This is a genomic window from Agromyces terreus (assembly GCF_009749465.1).
GTDB lineage: Bacteria > Actinomycetota > Actinomycetes > Actinomycetales > Microbacteriaceae > Agromyces > Agromyces terreus.
In genome coordinates this window covers 272,060-287,167 of the sequence record NZ_WBIS01000003.1, presented here as the reverse complement: position 1 = coordinate 287,167, position 15,108 = coordinate 272,060, and the positions used below count along the sequence as shown (strand labels likewise).

At 71.7% G+C, this 15,108-nt stretch carries 12 protein-coding genes; 7 read left to right on the top strand and 5 right to left on the bottom strand.

Annotated features, from left to right (window positions below; genetic code table 11):
- Together aceB and GQQ92_RS09935 are read right to left on the bottom strand one after the other, a co-directional pair.
- Positions 1 to 1,641, bottom strand: a complete 1,641-nt coding sequence (gene aceB / locus GQQ92_RS09940) for a malate synthase A (RefSeq protein ID WP_156999083.1) — start codon at positions 1,639 to 1,641, stop codon at positions 1 to 3.
- A complete protein-coding gene (locus GQQ92_RS09935; protein WP_156999082.1) occupies positions 1,638 to 3,050 on the bottom strand; it encodes an NAD(P)-dependent malic enzyme in 1,413 nt (470 codons plus the stop codon). Before GQQ92_RS09935 ends, aceB begins: the two co-directional genes overlap by 4 nt.
- Before the next feature lie 237 nt (positions 3,051 to 3,287).
- Here GQQ92_RS09935 and GQQ92_RS09930 point away from each other — a divergent pair, with 237 nt between their 5' ends.
- The 6 genes from GQQ92_RS09930 to GQQ92_RS09905 all read left to right on the top strand — a co-directional run bounded on the left by GQQ92_RS09930 (position 3,288) and on the right by GQQ92_RS09905 (position 10,203).
- Entirely contained in the window at positions 3,288 to 4,037 is a 750-nt protein-coding gene (locus tag GQQ92_RS09930) for an IclR family transcriptional regulator (protein ID WP_156999081.1), read from the top strand.
- Between the two features lie 179 nt (positions 4,038 to 4,216).
- Complete coding sequence (locus tag GQQ92_RS09925) at positions 4,217 to 4,384, top strand: hypothetical protein (RefSeq protein WP_156999080.1); 168 nt, start codon at positions 4,217 to 4,219, stop codon at positions 4,382 to 4,384.
- A 164-nt stretch (positions 4,385 to 4,548) separates the two neighbouring features.
- Positions 4,549 to 6,057: a xanthine dehydrogenase small subunit gene (locus GQQ92_RS09920; protein WP_156999079.1), complete on the top strand. Its 1,509-nt coding sequence runs from the start codon at positions 4,549 to 4,551 to the stop codon at positions 6,055 to 6,057.
- Positions 6,054 to 8,483, top strand: a complete 2,430-nt coding sequence (gene xdhB, locus GQQ92_RS09915) for a xanthine dehydrogenase molybdopterin binding subunit (protein ID WP_156999078.1) — start codon at positions 6,054 to 6,056, stop codon at positions 8,481 to 8,483. The genes GQQ92_RS09920 and xdhB overlap by 4 nt, the downstream gene beginning before the upstream one ends.
- Entirely contained in the window at positions 8,483 to 9,442 is a 960-nt protein-coding gene (xdhC, locus tag GQQ92_RS09910) for a xanthine dehydrogenase accessory protein XdhC (protein WP_232057620.1), read from the top strand. The genes xdhB and xdhC overlap by 1 nt, the downstream gene beginning before the upstream one ends.
- Positions 9,439 to 10,203, top strand: coding sequence for an SDR family oxidoreductase (locus tag GQQ92_RS09905; protein ID WP_156999077.1), 765 nt, complete (start codon positions 9,439 to 9,441; stop codon positions 10,201 to 10,203). Before xdhC ends, GQQ92_RS09905 begins: the two co-directional genes overlap by 4 nt.
- Here GQQ92_RS09905 and GQQ92_RS09900 read toward each other — a convergent pair.
- From GQQ92_RS09900 to GQQ92_RS09890, 3 genes are all read right to left on the bottom strand, one after another.
- On the bottom strand, positions 10,187 to 11,380 hold the full coding sequence (locus GQQ92_RS09900; RefSeq protein ID WP_232057619.1) for an MFS transporter: 1,194 nt from the start codon (positions 11,378 to 11,380) through the stop codon (positions 10,187 to 10,189). The two genes, GQQ92_RS09905 and GQQ92_RS09900, sit on opposite strands and share 17 nt — an antisense overlap.
- 182 nt (positions 11,381 to 11,562) lie before the next feature.
- Positions 11,563 to 13,041 carry an NCS2 family permease gene (locus GQQ92_RS09895; RefSeq protein WP_232057618.1) on the bottom strand — a complete coding sequence of 493 codons (1,479 nt, stop codon included), beginning with the start codon at positions 13,039 to 13,041 and terminating at the stop codon, positions 11,563 to 11,565.
- Positions 13,042 to 13,057: 16 nt separating this feature from the next.
- On the bottom strand, positions 13,058 to 13,585 hold the full coding sequence (locus tag GQQ92_RS09890) for a nucleoside deaminase (protein ID WP_156999076.1): 528 nt from the start codon (positions 13,583 to 13,585) through the stop codon (positions 13,058 to 13,060).
- Positions 13,586 to 13,860: 275 nt separating this feature from the next.
- On the opposite strand from GQQ92_RS09890, the gene moaA reads away from it, so the two are divergent.
- The gene (gene moaA, locus GQQ92_RS09885) at positions 13,861 to 15,024 is read left to right on the top strand and encodes a GTP 3',8-cyclase MoaA (RefSeq protein WP_232057617.1); all 1,164 of its coding nucleotides are present in this window, start codon (positions 13,861 to 13,863) and stop codon (positions 15,022 to 15,024) included.
- The last annotated feature ends 84 nt before the right edge of the window (positions 15,025 to 15,108 follow it).

Here is a 15,108-nt window from a genome sequence, read left to right as displayed (position 1 = left end):
TCAGTCCAGGAGCTCGTAGGCGGGCAGGGTGAGGAAGTCGACGTAGTCCTCGGAGAGGCAGATGTCGGCGATGAGCGCCGCGGCCGGTTCGTAGCAGCGGGCGAAGAGCTCGGGGGCGACCTCGCCGCGCAGCCGGTCGACCTCTTCGGCGAGCACGTCGCGCACGAGGTCGGGCGTGATCTGTCGGCCCGTGTCGGTGAACACGACCCCGTTGCGCAGCTGCTGCCAGACCTGCGAGCGCGAGATCTCGGCGGTCGCGGCGTCCTCCATGAGGTTGTGGATCGCGACCGCGCCGTTGCCCGAGAGCCAGACGGCCGTGTACGCGACGGCGACGTAGAGGTTCGCCCGCAGGCCGGCCTCGGTGACCTCGCCGCCGGCGGAGGCGACGTCGAGCAGTTGCGCGGCGGAGACCTCGACCTCGGGGCGCTGCCGGTCGAACTGGTTCGGCCGTTCGCCGAGCACGGCGTCGAACACCTCGCGGCACACCGGCACGAGGTCGGGGTGGGCGACCCATGAGCCATCGAAGCCGTCGTTCGCCTCGCGGGTCTTGTCGGCGCGCACCTTCTCGAACGCGGCCGCGGTGACCTCGAGGTCGTTGCGGTTCGGCACGACCGCCGCCATGCCGCCCATCGCCGCGGCGCCGCGACGGTGGCAGGTCTTCACGAGCAGCTCGGTGTACGCGCGCATGAAGGGCGCGGTCATCGCGACCGAGGCGCGGTCGGGCAGCACGAAGGCGGCTCCGGCGTCGCGGAACACCTTGATCATGCTGAACAGGTAGTCCCAGCGCCCGGCGTTCAGGCCCGAGGCGTGCTCACGCAGCTCGAAGAGGATCTCGTCCATCTCGAAGGCGGCGGGGATCGTCTCGATGAGCACGGTCGCCCTGACGGTGCCCTGCGGGATGCCGAGGGCGTCCTGCGCGAACACGAACACGTCGTTCCAGAGCCGCGCCTCGAGGTGGCTCTCGAGCTTCGGAAGGTAGTAGTACGGTCCGTGGCCGTTGGCGATGAGCAGCTTCGCCGTGTGGAAGAAGTGCAGCCCGAAGTCGACGAGCGCACCCACGGCCGGCTCGCCGTCGACGAGCAGGTGGCGCTCCGGGAGGTGCCAGCCGCGCGGCCGGGTGACCACCGTCGGGCGGCGCACGTCGGTGCGCAGCGCGTACGGCTTGCCGGCGGGCGACGTGTAGGCCAGCGTGCCGAGCGCGGCGTCGCGCAGGTTCTTCACGCCGCCGACGACGTTGTCCCAGGTGGGGCTCGTGGCGTCCTCGAGGTCGGCGAGCCAGACCCTGGCGCCCGAGTTCAGGGCGTTGATCGCCATCTTCGGCGGCGCGGCGGGCCCCGTGATCTCGACGCGGCGGTCGAGCAGCGCCTCGGGCGCGGATGCCACGTGCCAGTCGCCCTCGCGGACGTCGCGCGTCTCGGGCAGGAAGTCGAGCGTGCCGCCGCGGGCGATGCGCTCGCGCCTGGCCTGCCGCTCGGCGAGGAGCCCCGCGCGGGTTCCCGCGAAGCGCCGGTGCAGTTCGGCGACGAAGGCGAGCGCCTCGGGCGTGAGGATCTCGTCGGCGCCGACGACGGTCGACGTGCGGGTGATCTCGACGGCGGGGGCCTGGGCGGCCGGCGGGGCCTGGACGGCTGGGGTGGTCATGCTGCGGATTCCTCCTGTGCGGGTGCGGTGCGGTGCGCGGCGGCGACGACCGCCTCGGCGACGACGCGTGCGACGTCGGGGTCGAACACGCTCGGGATGATGAAGCTCGCGTTGAGCTCGTCCTCGCCGACGCACGAGGCGATCGCCTCGGCGGCGGCCACGAGCATCGCGGGCGTGATGTCGACGGCGCCGGCGTCGAGCAGTCCGCGGAAGAAGCCGGGGAACGCGAGCACGTTGTTGATCTGGTTCGGGAAGTCGCTGCGGCCCGTGGCCACGACCGCGGCGTGCCGCGCGGCGACGACCGGGTCGACCTCGGGGTCGGGGTTCGCCATGGCGAACACGATCGACCCTTCGGCCATCGCGGCGATCTCGGCCTCGCCGAGGAGGTTCGGCGCGCTCACGCCGATGAACACGTCGGCGCCGACGAGCACCTCGGCGAGCGTGCCGTGCACGCCTTGCCGGTTCGTGTTCTCGGCGATCCAGGTGCGGTGCGGGTCGTCGTAGGCCCGGCCGCGGTGGATCGCCCCGGTGCGGCTGCAGGCGACGATGTCGCGTGCGCCCTCGGCGACGAGCAGCTGGATGATGGCCGAGCCGGCCGCGCCGACGCCCGACACGACGATGCGCACGTCGGGGAGCCGCTTGCCCACGAGCCGCAGGGCGTTCACGAGCGCGGCGAGGGTGACGATGGCGGTGCCGTGCTGGTCGTCGTGGAAGACCGGGATGTCGAGCTCCTCGCGGAGGCGGCGCTCGATCTCGAAGCAGCGGGGGGCCGCGATGTCCTCGAGGTTGATGCCGCCGTACACCGGCGCGAGGGCCTTGACGATGCGGATGATCTCCTCGGTGTCCTGGGTGTCGAGCGCGACGGGCCACGCGTCGACGTCGGCGAACTGCTTGAACAGGGCCGCCTTGCCCTCCATGACCGGGATCGACGCCAGCGCCCCGATGTTGCCGAGCCCGAGCACCGCGGACCCGTCGGTGACGACGGCGATGGTGTTGCCCTTGACGGTGAGGCGGCGGGCGTCGGCCTGCTGCTCGGCGATGGCGAGGCAGACGCGCGCGACGCCCGGGGTGTAGGCCCGGGAGAGGTCGTCGCGGTTGCGCAGTGGCGTCTTCGGCACGATCTCCAGCTTGCCACCGGCGTGCAGCCTGAAGGTGCGATCCGCGACATCGTGCACGATCACGCCCTCGCGGGCGGCCAGCGCCTCGGCGACCTGCGCGGCGTGCTCGGCGCTCGCGGCGTAGCAGGTGAGGTCGACGAGCACGCGGTCGCCCGTGGACTCGCTCACGTCGACGGCGGTGACCACGGCCCCCGCATCGGCGACCGTGACGACGAGTTCGCTCGTCGCCGTGACGCCCGCGGGCGCCTCGACGCGCAGCTGGATGGAATAGCCGGGACTCGGGTTCGCCATCGAAAGTCCTTCCCGGATGGCGTGGCCACCCTCGGTCATGAAAACCATTGGCACAAGTTTTCGTATGATGGACATTATTCTCTGCTATTCGGAAACACAAGCCCACGATGCAAAAATCCCGGGCCGTCGACACGGCGTGCGGTATCTTGTCTGAACCCGAAGACTTCCGCGATGCGGATAACTCGTGCCGCGCCGGAGCGTGCGGATCGCGAGCTCGAACGAACTGGAGCAGCACGGATGGCCGACAGCCCGACCGAAGGCGTCAAGTCTGTCGCCCGAGTCTTCGACCTCCTCGAACTCATCGCCGACGCGGGCGGCGACGTGACGCTGAGCGAGCTCTCGGCCATGGCCGAACTGCCGCTGCCCACGATCCACCGCCTGCTCCGCACGCTCGTCTCGCTCGGGTACGCGCGCCAGCTCGCGAACCGCCGCTACGCGCTCGGCCCTCGGCTCGTGCGCCTCGGCGAAGTGGCGAACCGCCAGTTCGGCCAGCTCGCGAAGCCCCAGCTGAAAGACCTCGTGTCACGCCTCGGCGAGACCGCCAACCTCGCCACGATCGACGGCGACCAGGTCATCTACGTCTCGCAGGCCCCGTCGCCGCACGCCATGCGCATGTTCACCGAGGTCGGCCGCCGCTCGGGCCTGCACAACACCGGCGTCGGCAAGGCGATCCTCTCCCAGTTCGACGACGAGGTCGTGCGCGACATCGTCGCGCGCACCGGACTCCCGAAATCGACGGAGTACTCGATCGACTCGGTCGACGCCCTCCTCGAAGACCTGCACCTCAGCCGCGAACGCGGCTACGCGATCGACGACAACGAGCAGGAGATCGGCGTGCGCTGCTACGCCATGACCGTGCCCGGCGCGCCCGTGCCGACCGCCGTCTCGGTCTCGGGCCCGGTCGCACGCGTCGACGAGGCCTTCGCCGAGCGGGCGATCCCCGTGCTGCGCGAGATCGTCCAGGACATCTCGGCCGCGACCGCCTGAGGCCGGGCTCCCACTCCGCCGCCCGTGCGCGGCGCTCGCCGGCGCGCGTCCGGACGTGTCGGATGCCGCGGCATCCGCTCTGCTCGCGACCCTTGACGGCACCCGCCGACCTCGCTTACGCTTTCCGTAATTCAGAAATGCACTTCCGCATCTCGGAATTGAGCGGAGAGGAGCGAGACATGTCCCACTACCCCGAGGAGCGCGGCGTCGTCGCCCGCCCCTACGCGTTCACCGCCTCCAACGTGATCGACCCCGACATCCACATGCCGGCGCGCATGACCAGGGAGCCCGGTCGATTCGCGCGACTCATGCACCGCATGCCGGTGCTCCGCTGGCTCACGCCATGAGGTGATATCCGCTCTACGGAATCTTGATTTCGAAGAGCAAGAAGTTCTTGCTTCAGACGCAGTATCATCGAGATGACTGCCCGAAGCAGGCGCGGTGCGAGGTGGGGCCATCGGGGCCCCGGTGCCGCAGGTGTCGATGCCGACACCGAATCCGAGGAGATCCGATGCCAGACATCGCCGTCACCGTCAACGGGGCCGTCCGCCCCCTCAACGGAGTCCCCGCCCACACCACCGCCCTCGACTGGCTCCGCGAAACGGGCCTGCCGGGCAGCAAGGAGGGCTGCGCCGAGGGCGAATGCGGCGCCTGCGCGATGCTGCTCGCCACGCCCACCGCCGACGGCGGCACCGCCTGGACCCCCGTCAACGCGTGCCTGGTGCCCGTGGCCGCCCTGAACGGCCAGGAGATCGTCACGGCCGAGGGCCTCGGCGGCACCGAAGACCTGCACCCCGTGCAGGCGAAGCTGGCCGAGGCCGGCGGCTCCCAGTGCGGCTACTGCACGCCCGGCTTCGCGTGCAGCATGGCCGGCGAGTACTACCGAGCGGACCGCGCGCCCGCGAGCTCCCACGACGAGGGCTGCCCGGCCGACGCGGCGCCCGGCGCGCCCGGCGCCTCCGGGGCATCCGGCGCCGCCGACGCCGAGCACGGCCCCAACGGGTTCGACCTGCACTCACTGAGCGGCAACCTCTGCCGCTGCACCGGCTACCGGCCCATCCGCGACGCCGCGTACACGCTCGGCTTCCCCGAGGCGGGCGACGAACTCGCCGAGCGGCGTCGCCGCCCGGCACCCGATCCCGTGCCCACCGACGTCGAGGTCGACGGCAGCCGCTTCGTGCGGCCCGCGAGCCTCGCCGACACGCTCCGCATCCTCGACGAGGAGCCGACCGCCGTGCTCGTCGCCGGATCCACCGACTGGGGCGTCGAGGTGAACCTCCGTGGCCGCCGGGCACCGCTCGTCGTCGCGATCGAGCAGCTCGACGAGCTCCGCACGCTCACCGTCGCCGACGACGTCGTCGAGATCGGCGCGGCCCTCTCGCTCAGCGAGATCGAGCGCCGCCTCGACGGCCGGGTGCCGCTGCTCGCCAAGCTCTTCCCGCAGTTCGCGTCTCGGCTCATCCGCAACCGCGGCACCATCGGCGGCAACCTCGGCACCGGCTCCCCCATCGGCGACACCCCGCCGGCCCTCCTCGCCCTCGGCGCGAGCCTCGTGCTCGCGTCCGTCGACGGCGAGCGCGAGGTCGACCTCGCCGACTACTTCACCGGCTACCGCCAGACGGTCCGCGCGAGGAACGAGCTGATCCGCTCCATCCGCATCCCGCTCCCGCTCGCCGAGATCACCGCGTTCCACAAGATCGCCAAGCGTCGCTTCGACGACATCTCGAGCGTCGCCGTCGCGTTCGCCCTCGACCTCCGCGACGGCGTGGTCGTCGACGCCCGCATCGGCCTCGGCGGCGTCGCGGCGACCCCGCTGAGGGCTCGCGACACCGAGGCCGCGCTCATCGGCCGGCCGTGGAACATCGCCACCGTGCGCGCCGCCTCCGCGGTGCTGCGCACCGAGGGCACGCCCATGTCCGACCACCGCGCGAGCGCGGAGTACCGCTCCCACATGCTCGGCACCTCGCTGCTGAAGCTCTACAGCGCGACCGTCATCGAATCCAAGGAGGTCTCGGCATGAGCGCCCTCGCCGAACGCCCCGCGAACCCCGTCGTCGGCCTGCGCGCCACCCACGAGAGCGCGAAGCTCCACGTGACCGGCGCCGCGATGTACACCGACGACCTCGCCGCGCAGACCGTCGGCACGCTGACCGCCTGGCCCGTGCAGTCCACGAACGCGCACGCGAGGGTGAGCGTCGACGTCGCGTCCGCCTATGACGTCCCCGGCGTCGTGCGCGTGCTCACCGCCGACGACGTGCCCGGCGTGAACGACGCCGGCATCAAGCACGACGAGCCGCTCTTCCCGAGCGAGGCCATGTTCTACGGGCACGCGCTCGTCTGGGTGCTCGGCGAGACCCAAGAGGCCGCCCGCCTCGGCGCCGAGGCCGTGCGCGTCGAGTACGAACCGCTCCCCTCGTACGTCACCGTCCGCGACGCCATCGCGGCCGAATCCTTCCAGGGCATCGCGCGCACGGTCGCGCGCGGCGACGCGGCCTCGGCCATGGCGGCATCCGACCGCGTCTTCGAAGGCGTCACCGAGTTCGGCGGGCAGGAGCACTTCTACCTCGAGACGCACGCCTCGTTCGCGATCCGCGACTCCGAGGGCCAGTACTTCGTGCAGTGCTCGACGCAGCACCCCTCCGAGACGCAGGAGATCGTCGCGCACGTGCTCGACATCCCGAGCAACGAGGTCACCGTGCAGTCGCTGCGCATGGGCGGCGCGTTCGGCGGCAAGGAGATGCAGCCGCACGGATTCGCGGCCATCGCGGCGCTCGGCGCGAAGCTCACCGGCCGGCCGGTGCGCCTGCGCCTGAACCGCACGCAGGACATCACGATGACCGGCAAGCGGCATCCGTTCCACATCGAGTGGAAGGCGGGCTTCGACGCCGACGGCATGATCCAGGCGCTCGAGGCCACCCTCACCGCCGACGGCGGCTGGAGCATCGACCTCTCCGAGCCCGTGCTCGGCCGTGCGCTCTGCCACCTCGACAACGCCTACTGGATCCCGAACGTGCACGCCGACGGGCGCATCGCGAAGACGAACAAGACCTCGCAGACCGCGTTCCGCGGGTTCGGCGGCCCGCAGGGCGTGTTCCTCATCGAGGACATCCTCGGCCGGGTCGCCCCGCAGCTCGGCCTCGCGCCGGCCGACCTGCGCCGTCGCAACTTCTACCGGCCGGGCCAGTCGACCCCGTACGGGCAGCTCGTGAAGGACGCCGAGCGCATCGACGCGATCTGGAGCGAGCTCCTCGCCGACAGCGACTTCACCGCCCGCCGCGCCGAGATCGACGCGTTCAACGCCGCACACCACGACGTCAAGCGCGCCCTGTCGATCACGCCCGTGAAGTTCGGCATCTCGTTCAACTTCGCCGCGTTCAACCAGGCGGGCGCCCTCGTGCACGTCTACAAGGACGGCTCGGTGCTCATCAACCACGGCGGCACCGAGATGGGGCAGGGCCTGCACACGAAGATGCTCCAGGTCGCGGCCACCGCGCTCGGGCTCGAACTGCACCAGGTGCGCCTCGCCCCGACCCGCACCGACAAGGTGCCGAACACCTCCGCGACTGCGGCCTCCTCCGGCGCCGACCTCAACGGCGGCGCGGTGAAGAACGCGTGCGAGCAGATCCGCGAGCGCATCGCCAAGGTCGCCGGACGCCTGCTCGGCGTCGACGAGCGCGACGTGCGCTTCGAGGGCGGATTCGTCACCGGCCTCGGCAAGGCCGATCGCCTGCCGTTCGCCGAGGTCGTGAACGCCGCGTACCTGCAGCGCGTGCAGCTCTGGGCCGCGGGCTACTACCGCACCGAGGGCCTGCACTGGAATCCCGACCTCATGCAGGGCTCGCCGTTCAAGTACTTCGCCTACGGCTGCGCGGCCACCGAGGTCGAGGTCGACGGCTTCACGGGCGCCTACCGGGTGCGCCGCGTCGACATCGTGCACGACGTCGGCGACTCGCTCTCGCCCATGATCGACATCGGCCAGGTCGAGGGCGCCTACGTGCAGGGCCTCGGCTGGCTCACGCTCGAGGAACTGCGCTGGGACGAGTCCGACGGGCCGCACCGCGGACGACTGAAGACCCAGTCGGCGAGCACGTACAAGCTGCCGAGCTTCTCGGAGATGCCCGAGGAGTTCAACGTGCGCCTGTTCGAGCGGGCGACGGAGTCCGGTGCCGTGTACGGCTCGAAGGCCGTCGGCGAGCCGCCGTTCATGCTCGCGTTCAGCGCCCGCGAGGCGATCCGCGAGGCCGTGGGCGCCTTCGGTCCCACGGGGCACAGCGTCGAGCTCGGCTCGCCCGCGACCCCCGAGGCCGTGTACTGGGCGATCGAGGCCGCACGCGAGGCGGCGTCGCTCGCCGATGCGCCCTCGGGTGCGCCGACCGAAGCGGTAGCGCAGCCGACGACGGATGCCGCGGGCGAGCCCGCTGCGGCCCGCGAGACGGTGCGCATCTGATGGTCTCGCGCCCCCTGGATTGGCTGGACGCGCTACGGCGGCTGCGCGAGGAGCGCACCCCCGCGGTCGTCGTGACGCTGGCCATGGTGCGCGGCCACGCGCCCCGCAACGGCGGCGCGAAGCTCGTCGTCTCCCCGACCGAGCTCTTCGGCACGGTCGGGGGCGGCAACCTCGAGGCGACCGCCGTGCGACGGGCGCGCGACCTGCTCGCGACGGGCGGCGTTGAACCCGAGCTGCTGACGCTCACGCTCAGCGACAAGGCCGTCACCGAGTACGGCGTGCAGTGCTGCGGAGGAGAGGTCACCATGCTGCTCGAACCGGTGCGCGTCGTGCCGTCGGTCGCCGTGTTCGGCGTCGGCCACGTGGGCCTCGAGCTCGCCCGCATCCTCGCCCGCCACGAGCTCGACCTGCATCTCGTCGACTCGCGGGCCGAGATGCTCGCGCCCGAGCGCCTGGGCGTGCCCGACGCCGACGGACGCCTCGTCGGCGGACCGCTCGCCGACGCCGTGGCCGGCGTGCACCTGCACCACGAGCCGGTGCCGGAGGCCGCCCTCGCCGACCTCGAGACGGGCGCGCACGTGCTCATCATGACCCACGACCACGTCGAGGACCTGGCGATCACCGAGACCGCGCTGCGCACCGAGGGGCTCGGCTCGATCGGGCTCATCGGGTCGTCGTCGAAGTGGTCGCGGTTCCGCGTGAAGCTGCTCGACCTCGGGCACGACGAGGCGTCGCTCGCGCGCGTGACGACGCCCATCGGCATCCCCGAGGTCTCGGGCAAGGCGCCCGCGGTCGTCGCGGTGAGCGTGGCGGCTCGCGTCCTGCAGCTCATCGACGACGCCGGCCGGCCGGCGGGCGTCGGCTCGGTCGATGCGGCCGGGACGGTCGACGCGGCCCCCGCCCCCGAACCGGCCGACGAGCCCGCGCTTCCGGTCACGCACCCCTCCGCCGGTCGATGAGCGCGGCCCCGTCGAGGTCCGCGGTCGTCACCGGGGCCGGAACCGGCATCGGGCGGGCCGTCGCACGTGCCCTCCTCGCCGACGGATGGGGCGTCACGCTCGTCGGCCGTCGACTCGCTCCCCTGCTCGAGGCGGCCTCGGTCGACGCCGGGCCGCACGCCGACGCGCTCGCGGTTCCGGCCGACGTGACGGATGCCGCGGGCGTCGAGACGGTGTTCTCGGCGCACGTGGCGCGCTTCGGTCGACTCGACCTGCTCGTGAACAACGCGGGCTCGTTCGGGACGGCGGCGGATGTCGGCGAGCTCTCGCCCGACGACTGGCAGGCCGTGCTCGCGGTCAACGTGACGGGTGCCGTGCTCTGCGCGGGCGCCGCGTTCCGACAGATGTCCGCGCAGACCCCGCCGGGGGGCCGCATCGTGAACAACGCCTCGGTCTCGGCGCAGTCGCCGCGCCCGCGGTCGGTCGCCTACACCACGACGAAGCACGCGATCTCGGGGCTCTCGAAATCGATCGAGCTCGACGGGCGCGCGCACGAGATCACGTGCACGCAGCTCGACATCGGCAACGTTCGCACCGGGCTGCTCGACGGCATCGTCGGCGAGGGCGCGCTGCAGGCCGACGGCAGCCGCCTCGTCGAGCCGACCATGGAGGCGGACCCGCTCGCCCGGCTCCTCGTGCACGTCGCGAACCTGCCGCTCGGCGTGAGCGTGCCGCACCTGACCGTCACGGCTGCGGGCATGCCGCTCATCGGCCGAGGCTGACCCGCCGTCGTACCAGGGCGAGCGGCAGGGTCGCGAGCGAGACGCCCGCGGCTGCGAGCAGCGCGACGGGGAACGAGAACCCGGCGGCGAGCGCACCGACGACGACCGCGCCGACGCCCGTGCCCGCGTCGAAGCCGATGTTCCAGACCGCGCTCGCGAGCAGCGTGTCGCGGGGCCCGACCGCGGCGAACGCCTCGCCGAGGGTGAGGTTCTGCAGGCCCCCGTACGCGACGCCCACGAGCGCGGCACCGCCGAGCAGCGCCCAGCCGAGGGTCGCCTCGGCGTCGACGACCGCCCATGCGGTGAGCGAGAGGCCTGCGACGGTGCAGAGCACGAGCGGCCACATGAGCGCGCGGGCCGAGAAGCGGTCGGCGGGGCCGCCGATGAGCCACCTGGTCAGCGCCGCCATGCCCGTCAGCCCGAACAGCGCCACAGCGGTGAGCACCTCGTCGCCCGACATCTGGGGCAGAAAGGTGATCAGTGCGCCGCCGGCGAGCGTGACCGCGATGAGGATCGCGACCGGTCGGAAGAGTGCGACGAACGCCGCCCGGGCGCCCTGCGACGCATGCACGTGCTCGGTCGGATGCGGCGGCAGGGCCGCGAGGTGACGGGCGAGGCGCACGGCGGGGACGATACCGAGCAGCGGCACGGCGGCCGCGAGGAAGACGGGCGCGTACCCGAGGTGCTCCGCGACCACCGGCGCGAGCGGCAGCAGCACGAGCTGCGGACCGGCGATCGCGAGTCCCCACGCTCCGAGCGCGCGCCCACGACGCGCGGGCTCGATGAGCTCGGCCACGGCGCTCGATCCGGCGACCGTGAGCACCGCGAACCCGAGTCCGCGCACACCCGACCAGAAGAGCACCGGGCCGAGGTCGGCCGAGACGAGCATGAGCGGGGCAGGGAGGCCGAGCAGCACGAGGCCCGTCACGAGCACGGGGGCCCAGCCGAAGCGCCCGAGCGCGGCGGGCACCATGGTCTGCCCGGCGACGGTCGCGAACATGAAGAGGCCCGTGACCCACCCGGCCCCGACGAGTCCCGAGCCGCCCTCGACCGCCCAGAGCGGCGCGACCGGCAGCAGCACGGCGTACCCGGCGAAGCCGAGGGCGGTCACGGCGAGCAGGGCCGGCATTCCGGTCGCCCGCCAGACCGATGCCGAGGGAGCGGGCGTGGTGGTCATCGCTCCATCCTCTCCTGAAGTCCTTCCGGACACGGTGCCGGTGCACGTGCGTCGAACGGGGCGACGCCGACGGCCCTGCGCATGAAGGACGCCCCGCACCGGCTCGCGAGGAGTCGGTGCGGGGCGTCGTCACGGCCGCATCGTCGAGGCCGGGGCTCCGAGCATCGGAGCGCTCAGGGCCGCTACCCGCCGATGCCGATGATCGACTCGATGGGCCCGCGCACGAAGTACAGCGCGAAGCCGGCGGCGACCACCCAGAGCAGCCAGTGCACCTTGCGACCGCGACCGGAGGCCGCGTTGATCAGCGCCCACGTGATGAACCCGATGCCGATGCCGTTCGCGATCGAGTACGTGAGCGGCATCGTCACGATCGTGAGGAAGGCCGGCAGCGCGATCGAGAACTTTCGGAAGTCGATCTCGCGCACCTGCGCCATCATCATCGCGCCGACCACCACGAGCGCGGCGGAACCGACCTCGATCGGCACCACGAGCGTGAGCGGCGTGAGGAAGGTCGAGGCGAAGAACAGCAGGCCGGTCACGACCGAGGCGAGCCCGGTTCGCGCACCTTCGCCGATACCGGACGCGCTGTCGACGAACACCGTGTTCGACGAGGTCGAGGTCATGCCGCCGACGATCGCGCCCGTGCCCTCGACGATGAACGCCGAACGCAGGCGCGGGAACGTGCCGTCCTTGTGCGCGACCCCGGCGTTCTTCGCGAGGCCCGTCATCGTGCCCATCGCGTCGAAGAAGTTCGTGAACACGAGCGTGAACACGAGCATCGTCGCCGAGAGCACGCCGATGCGCTCGAACGCGCCGAACACGTCGAACTGCCCGACGAGGCCGAAGTCGGGAACCGTGAAGATCTGCGACGGCAGCTCGGGGGTCGTCATGTGCCAGCCGCCCGGCTCCTCGAAGCTCGGTCCGAGCTTCAGGATCGACTGCGCGATGATCGCGACGATGGTCGTCGCGACGATGCCGATCAGGATGCCGCCGGGCACCTTGCGCGCGACGAGGATGCCGATGAGCACCACGCCGAGCAGGAAGATCGCCGTCGGCACCGAGGTGATCGAGCCCGCGTCGCCGAGCTGCACGGGCGGGCCGGCCGGGGTGCGGTTCACGAACCCGCTGTCGACGAAGCCGATGAACGCGATGAACAGGCCGATGCCGACCGTGATCGCCGCCTTCAGCGCCTTCGGGACGGCACGGAAGATCGCCGTGCGCGCGCCGGTGGCCCCGAGCAGCACGATGATGACGCCGTTGATGACGACGAGGCCCATGGCCTCCTGCCAGGTGACGTTGCCCACGACGGAGACGGCGAGGAAGGAGTTGATGCCGAGGCCCGCGGCGATCGCGAACGGGAGCCGGGCGACGACGCCGAACAGGATCGTCATGACGCCGGCGGTCAGGCCGGTCGCGGCGCCCACCTGCGCGGGGTCGAGGATGTGGCCGGTGACGTCGGGCGCACCGCCGATGATGAGCGGGTTGAGGATGACGATGTAGGCCATCGTGACGAACGTGACGATGCCGCCGCGGATCTCACGGCCGAACGTCGAGCCGCGCTTCGTGATCTCGAAGAAGCGGTCGATGCCGCCCCTGATCGTCGGCGGCGTCTCGGGTTCGGGGGTGCCCGCGTCTTCGCGGACGGTGGTCGATTGTGACACTTGGTGGATCTCCTGCTCAGTAGTCGATACGAGAGATGGTGCTGTTCCACTCGGTGAACGGAGCCACGCGCTGATCGGCGCCGAGGTCGATGTTCGCGACCGGCATGATCGCCCGGTCTTCGCTGCCGCCCTCGAAGTAGCGGTAGAAGACGGCGTCGTCGAAGCCCGCGTCCGCCGCGTCGTCGCGGCCGGCCGCGAAGTACACGCGGTCGATGCGGGCCCAGAGCGATGAGGCGAGGCACATGGGGCACGGTTCGCAGCTCGTGTACAGCGTCGCACCGCTGAGGTCGAACGTGCCCTGGCCCTGGCAGGCGTTGCGGATGGCCGAGACCTCCGCGTGCGCCGTCGGGTCGAGGTTGGCCGTGACGCGGTTGACGCCCTCGTAGACGCTGCCGTCTGCGGTGACGACGACGGCACCGAACGGGCCGCCGTTCTCGCGCACGTTCTGCGTGGCGAGTTCGACGGCGTGGGCGAGGTACGCGGCGGCGGCCTGCGCCGGGTCGGTCGGGGGTGCGGGCTGTGTGGTGCTGGCGAACGTGTCCATGGTGAGTCGAGCTTCCTTGCTGTCTCGCCGGGTCGAGGAGCCCGAGCGTTCGGGATGCCTCGTCGGGTGGATCCTCTTCGATCCGGCGGGGGTCTTCGTCAGGGTGAGTGGTGCGGCGTGCGGACCTTGTGGGGCCGGTGACTGCGGGATCGACGATAACAGCCGAAACGGCACTTCGCCACACTTTTTTGGAATGTTGTTTCCGGACTGTGAAAGTCTTACGGGAGGGATTCGGCCTCCCCGGTGTTAGCGTTGACGCCACGAAAGGGGTTCGCATGACGCACGAGGCGACGAAGCCGGCCGCCGCGCCGGTGCGCCTCGGCATGCCCGCCCCGCCACGCCCGGTCGGGCCCGCGCGGCCCGCGCGGCCCGCACCCGCGACATCCGCCCGACGCCTGCCCTCGACCGGGGGCCTCAGCGACCTGCGCGGCCGGCCCCTTCGCGACCTGCGCATCTCGGTGACCGACCGCTGCAACTTCCGCTGCGTGTACTGCATGCCGAAGGAGGTGTTCGGCCGCGACTACGCGTTCCTCGACCGCGACGAGCTCCTCAGCTTCGAGGAGATCACCCGCATCGCCCGCGTCGCCGCCGCACACGGCGTCGAGAAGCTGCGCCTCACCGGAGGCGAACCGCTGCTGCGACGCGGCATCGAAGAACTCATCGCCGGGCTCGCCGAGCTGCGCACGCCCGACGGCCGCCCCCTCGAGATCGCGCTCACGACGAACGGCTCGGCGCTCGCGATGAAGGCGGCCTCGCTCAAGGCGGCCGGCCTCACCCGCGTCACCGTGTCGCTCGACTCGCTCGACGAGGCGCTGTTCCAGTCGATGAACGACGTGCGGTTCCCGGTCGGCCGCGTGCTCGACGGCATCCGGGCTGCCCACGACGCCGGACTCGGCCCCGTGAAGGTCAACATGGTCGTCAAGCGCGGCCTCAACGACCACGAGATCCTGCCCATGGCCGAGCACTTCAAGGGCACCCCGTTCACGCTGCGCTTCATCGAGTACATGGATGTCGGCACCTCCAACGGGTGGGAGCTCGGCGAGGTCGTCCCGTCCTCCGAGATCGTCGCGCGCATCGGCGAGCGGATGCCGCTCGAGCCGCTCGGGGCGACCGCCCCCGGCGAGACGGCCGCGCGCTGGCGCTACGCCGACGGCGAGGGCGAGATCGGCGTCATCTCGAGCGTCACCCAGGCGTTCTGCGGCACCTGCAACCGGGCGCGCATCTCGACCGAGGGGCGCCTGTTCACGTGCCTCTTCGCCTCCGAGGGGCACGACCTTCGGGCACTCCTCCGCGGCGGCGTCGACGACGCCGGCCTCGCCGACGCGATGGGCGCGATCTGGGGTGCGCGCGACGACCGCTACTCCGAGGTGCGGGCGACGCTCACGCCCGAACTGCGTGCCGCCCGCCCGAAGATCGAGATGAGCTACATCGGCGGATGACGCGCGGACCTGCCTCGAGTTGCAGGAAGAATCGGTCGACACCCCGCGCATCGATGGCGTCCGGCCCGCGTGCCCCCTCGAACT

Excerpts from the sequence above, each read along its gene's own strand:
- aceB (WP_156999083.1), bottom strand. The coding sequence starts at position 1,641 with ATGACCACCCCAGCCGTCCAGGCCCCGCCGGCCGCCCAGGCCCCCGCC.
- GQQ92_RS09935 (WP_156999082.1), bottom strand. The coding sequence starts at position 3,050 with ATGGCGAACCCGAGTCCCGGCTATTCCATCCAGCTGCGCGTCGAGGCG.
- GQQ92_RS09930 (WP_156999081.1), top strand. The coding sequence starts at position 3,288 with ATGGCCGACAGCCCGACCGAAGGCGTCAAGTCTGTCGCCCGAGTCTTC.
- GQQ92_RS09925 (WP_156999080.1), top strand. The coding sequence starts at position 4,217 with ATGTCCCACTACCCCGAGGAGCGCGGCGTCGTCGCCCGCCCCTACGCG.
- GQQ92_RS09920 (WP_156999079.1), top strand. The coding sequence starts at position 4,549 with ATGCCAGACATCGCCGTCACCGTCAACGGGGCCGTCCGCCCCCTCAAC.
- xdhB (WP_156999078.1), top strand. The coding sequence starts at position 6,054 with ATGAGCGCCCTCGCCGAACGCCCCGCGAACCCCGTCGTCGGCCTGCGC.
- xdhC (WP_232057620.1), top strand. The coding sequence starts at position 8,483 with ATGGTCTCGCGCCCCCTGGATTGGCTGGACGCGCTACGGCGGCTGCGC.
- GQQ92_RS09905 (WP_156999077.1), top strand. The coding sequence starts at position 9,439 with ATGAGCGCGGCCCCGTCGAGGTCCGCGGTCGTCACCGGGGCCGGAACC.
- GQQ92_RS09900 (WP_232057619.1), bottom strand. The coding sequence starts at position 11,380 with ATGACCACCACGCCCGCTCCCTCGGCATCGGTCTGGCGGGCGACCGGA.
- GQQ92_RS09890 (WP_156999076.1), bottom strand. The coding sequence starts at position 13,585 with ATGGACACGTTCGCCAGCACCACACAGCCCGCACCCCCGACCGACCCG.
- moaA (WP_232057617.1), top strand. The coding sequence starts at position 13,861 with ATGACGCACGAGGCGACGAAGCCGGCCGCCGCGCCGGTGCGCCTCGGC.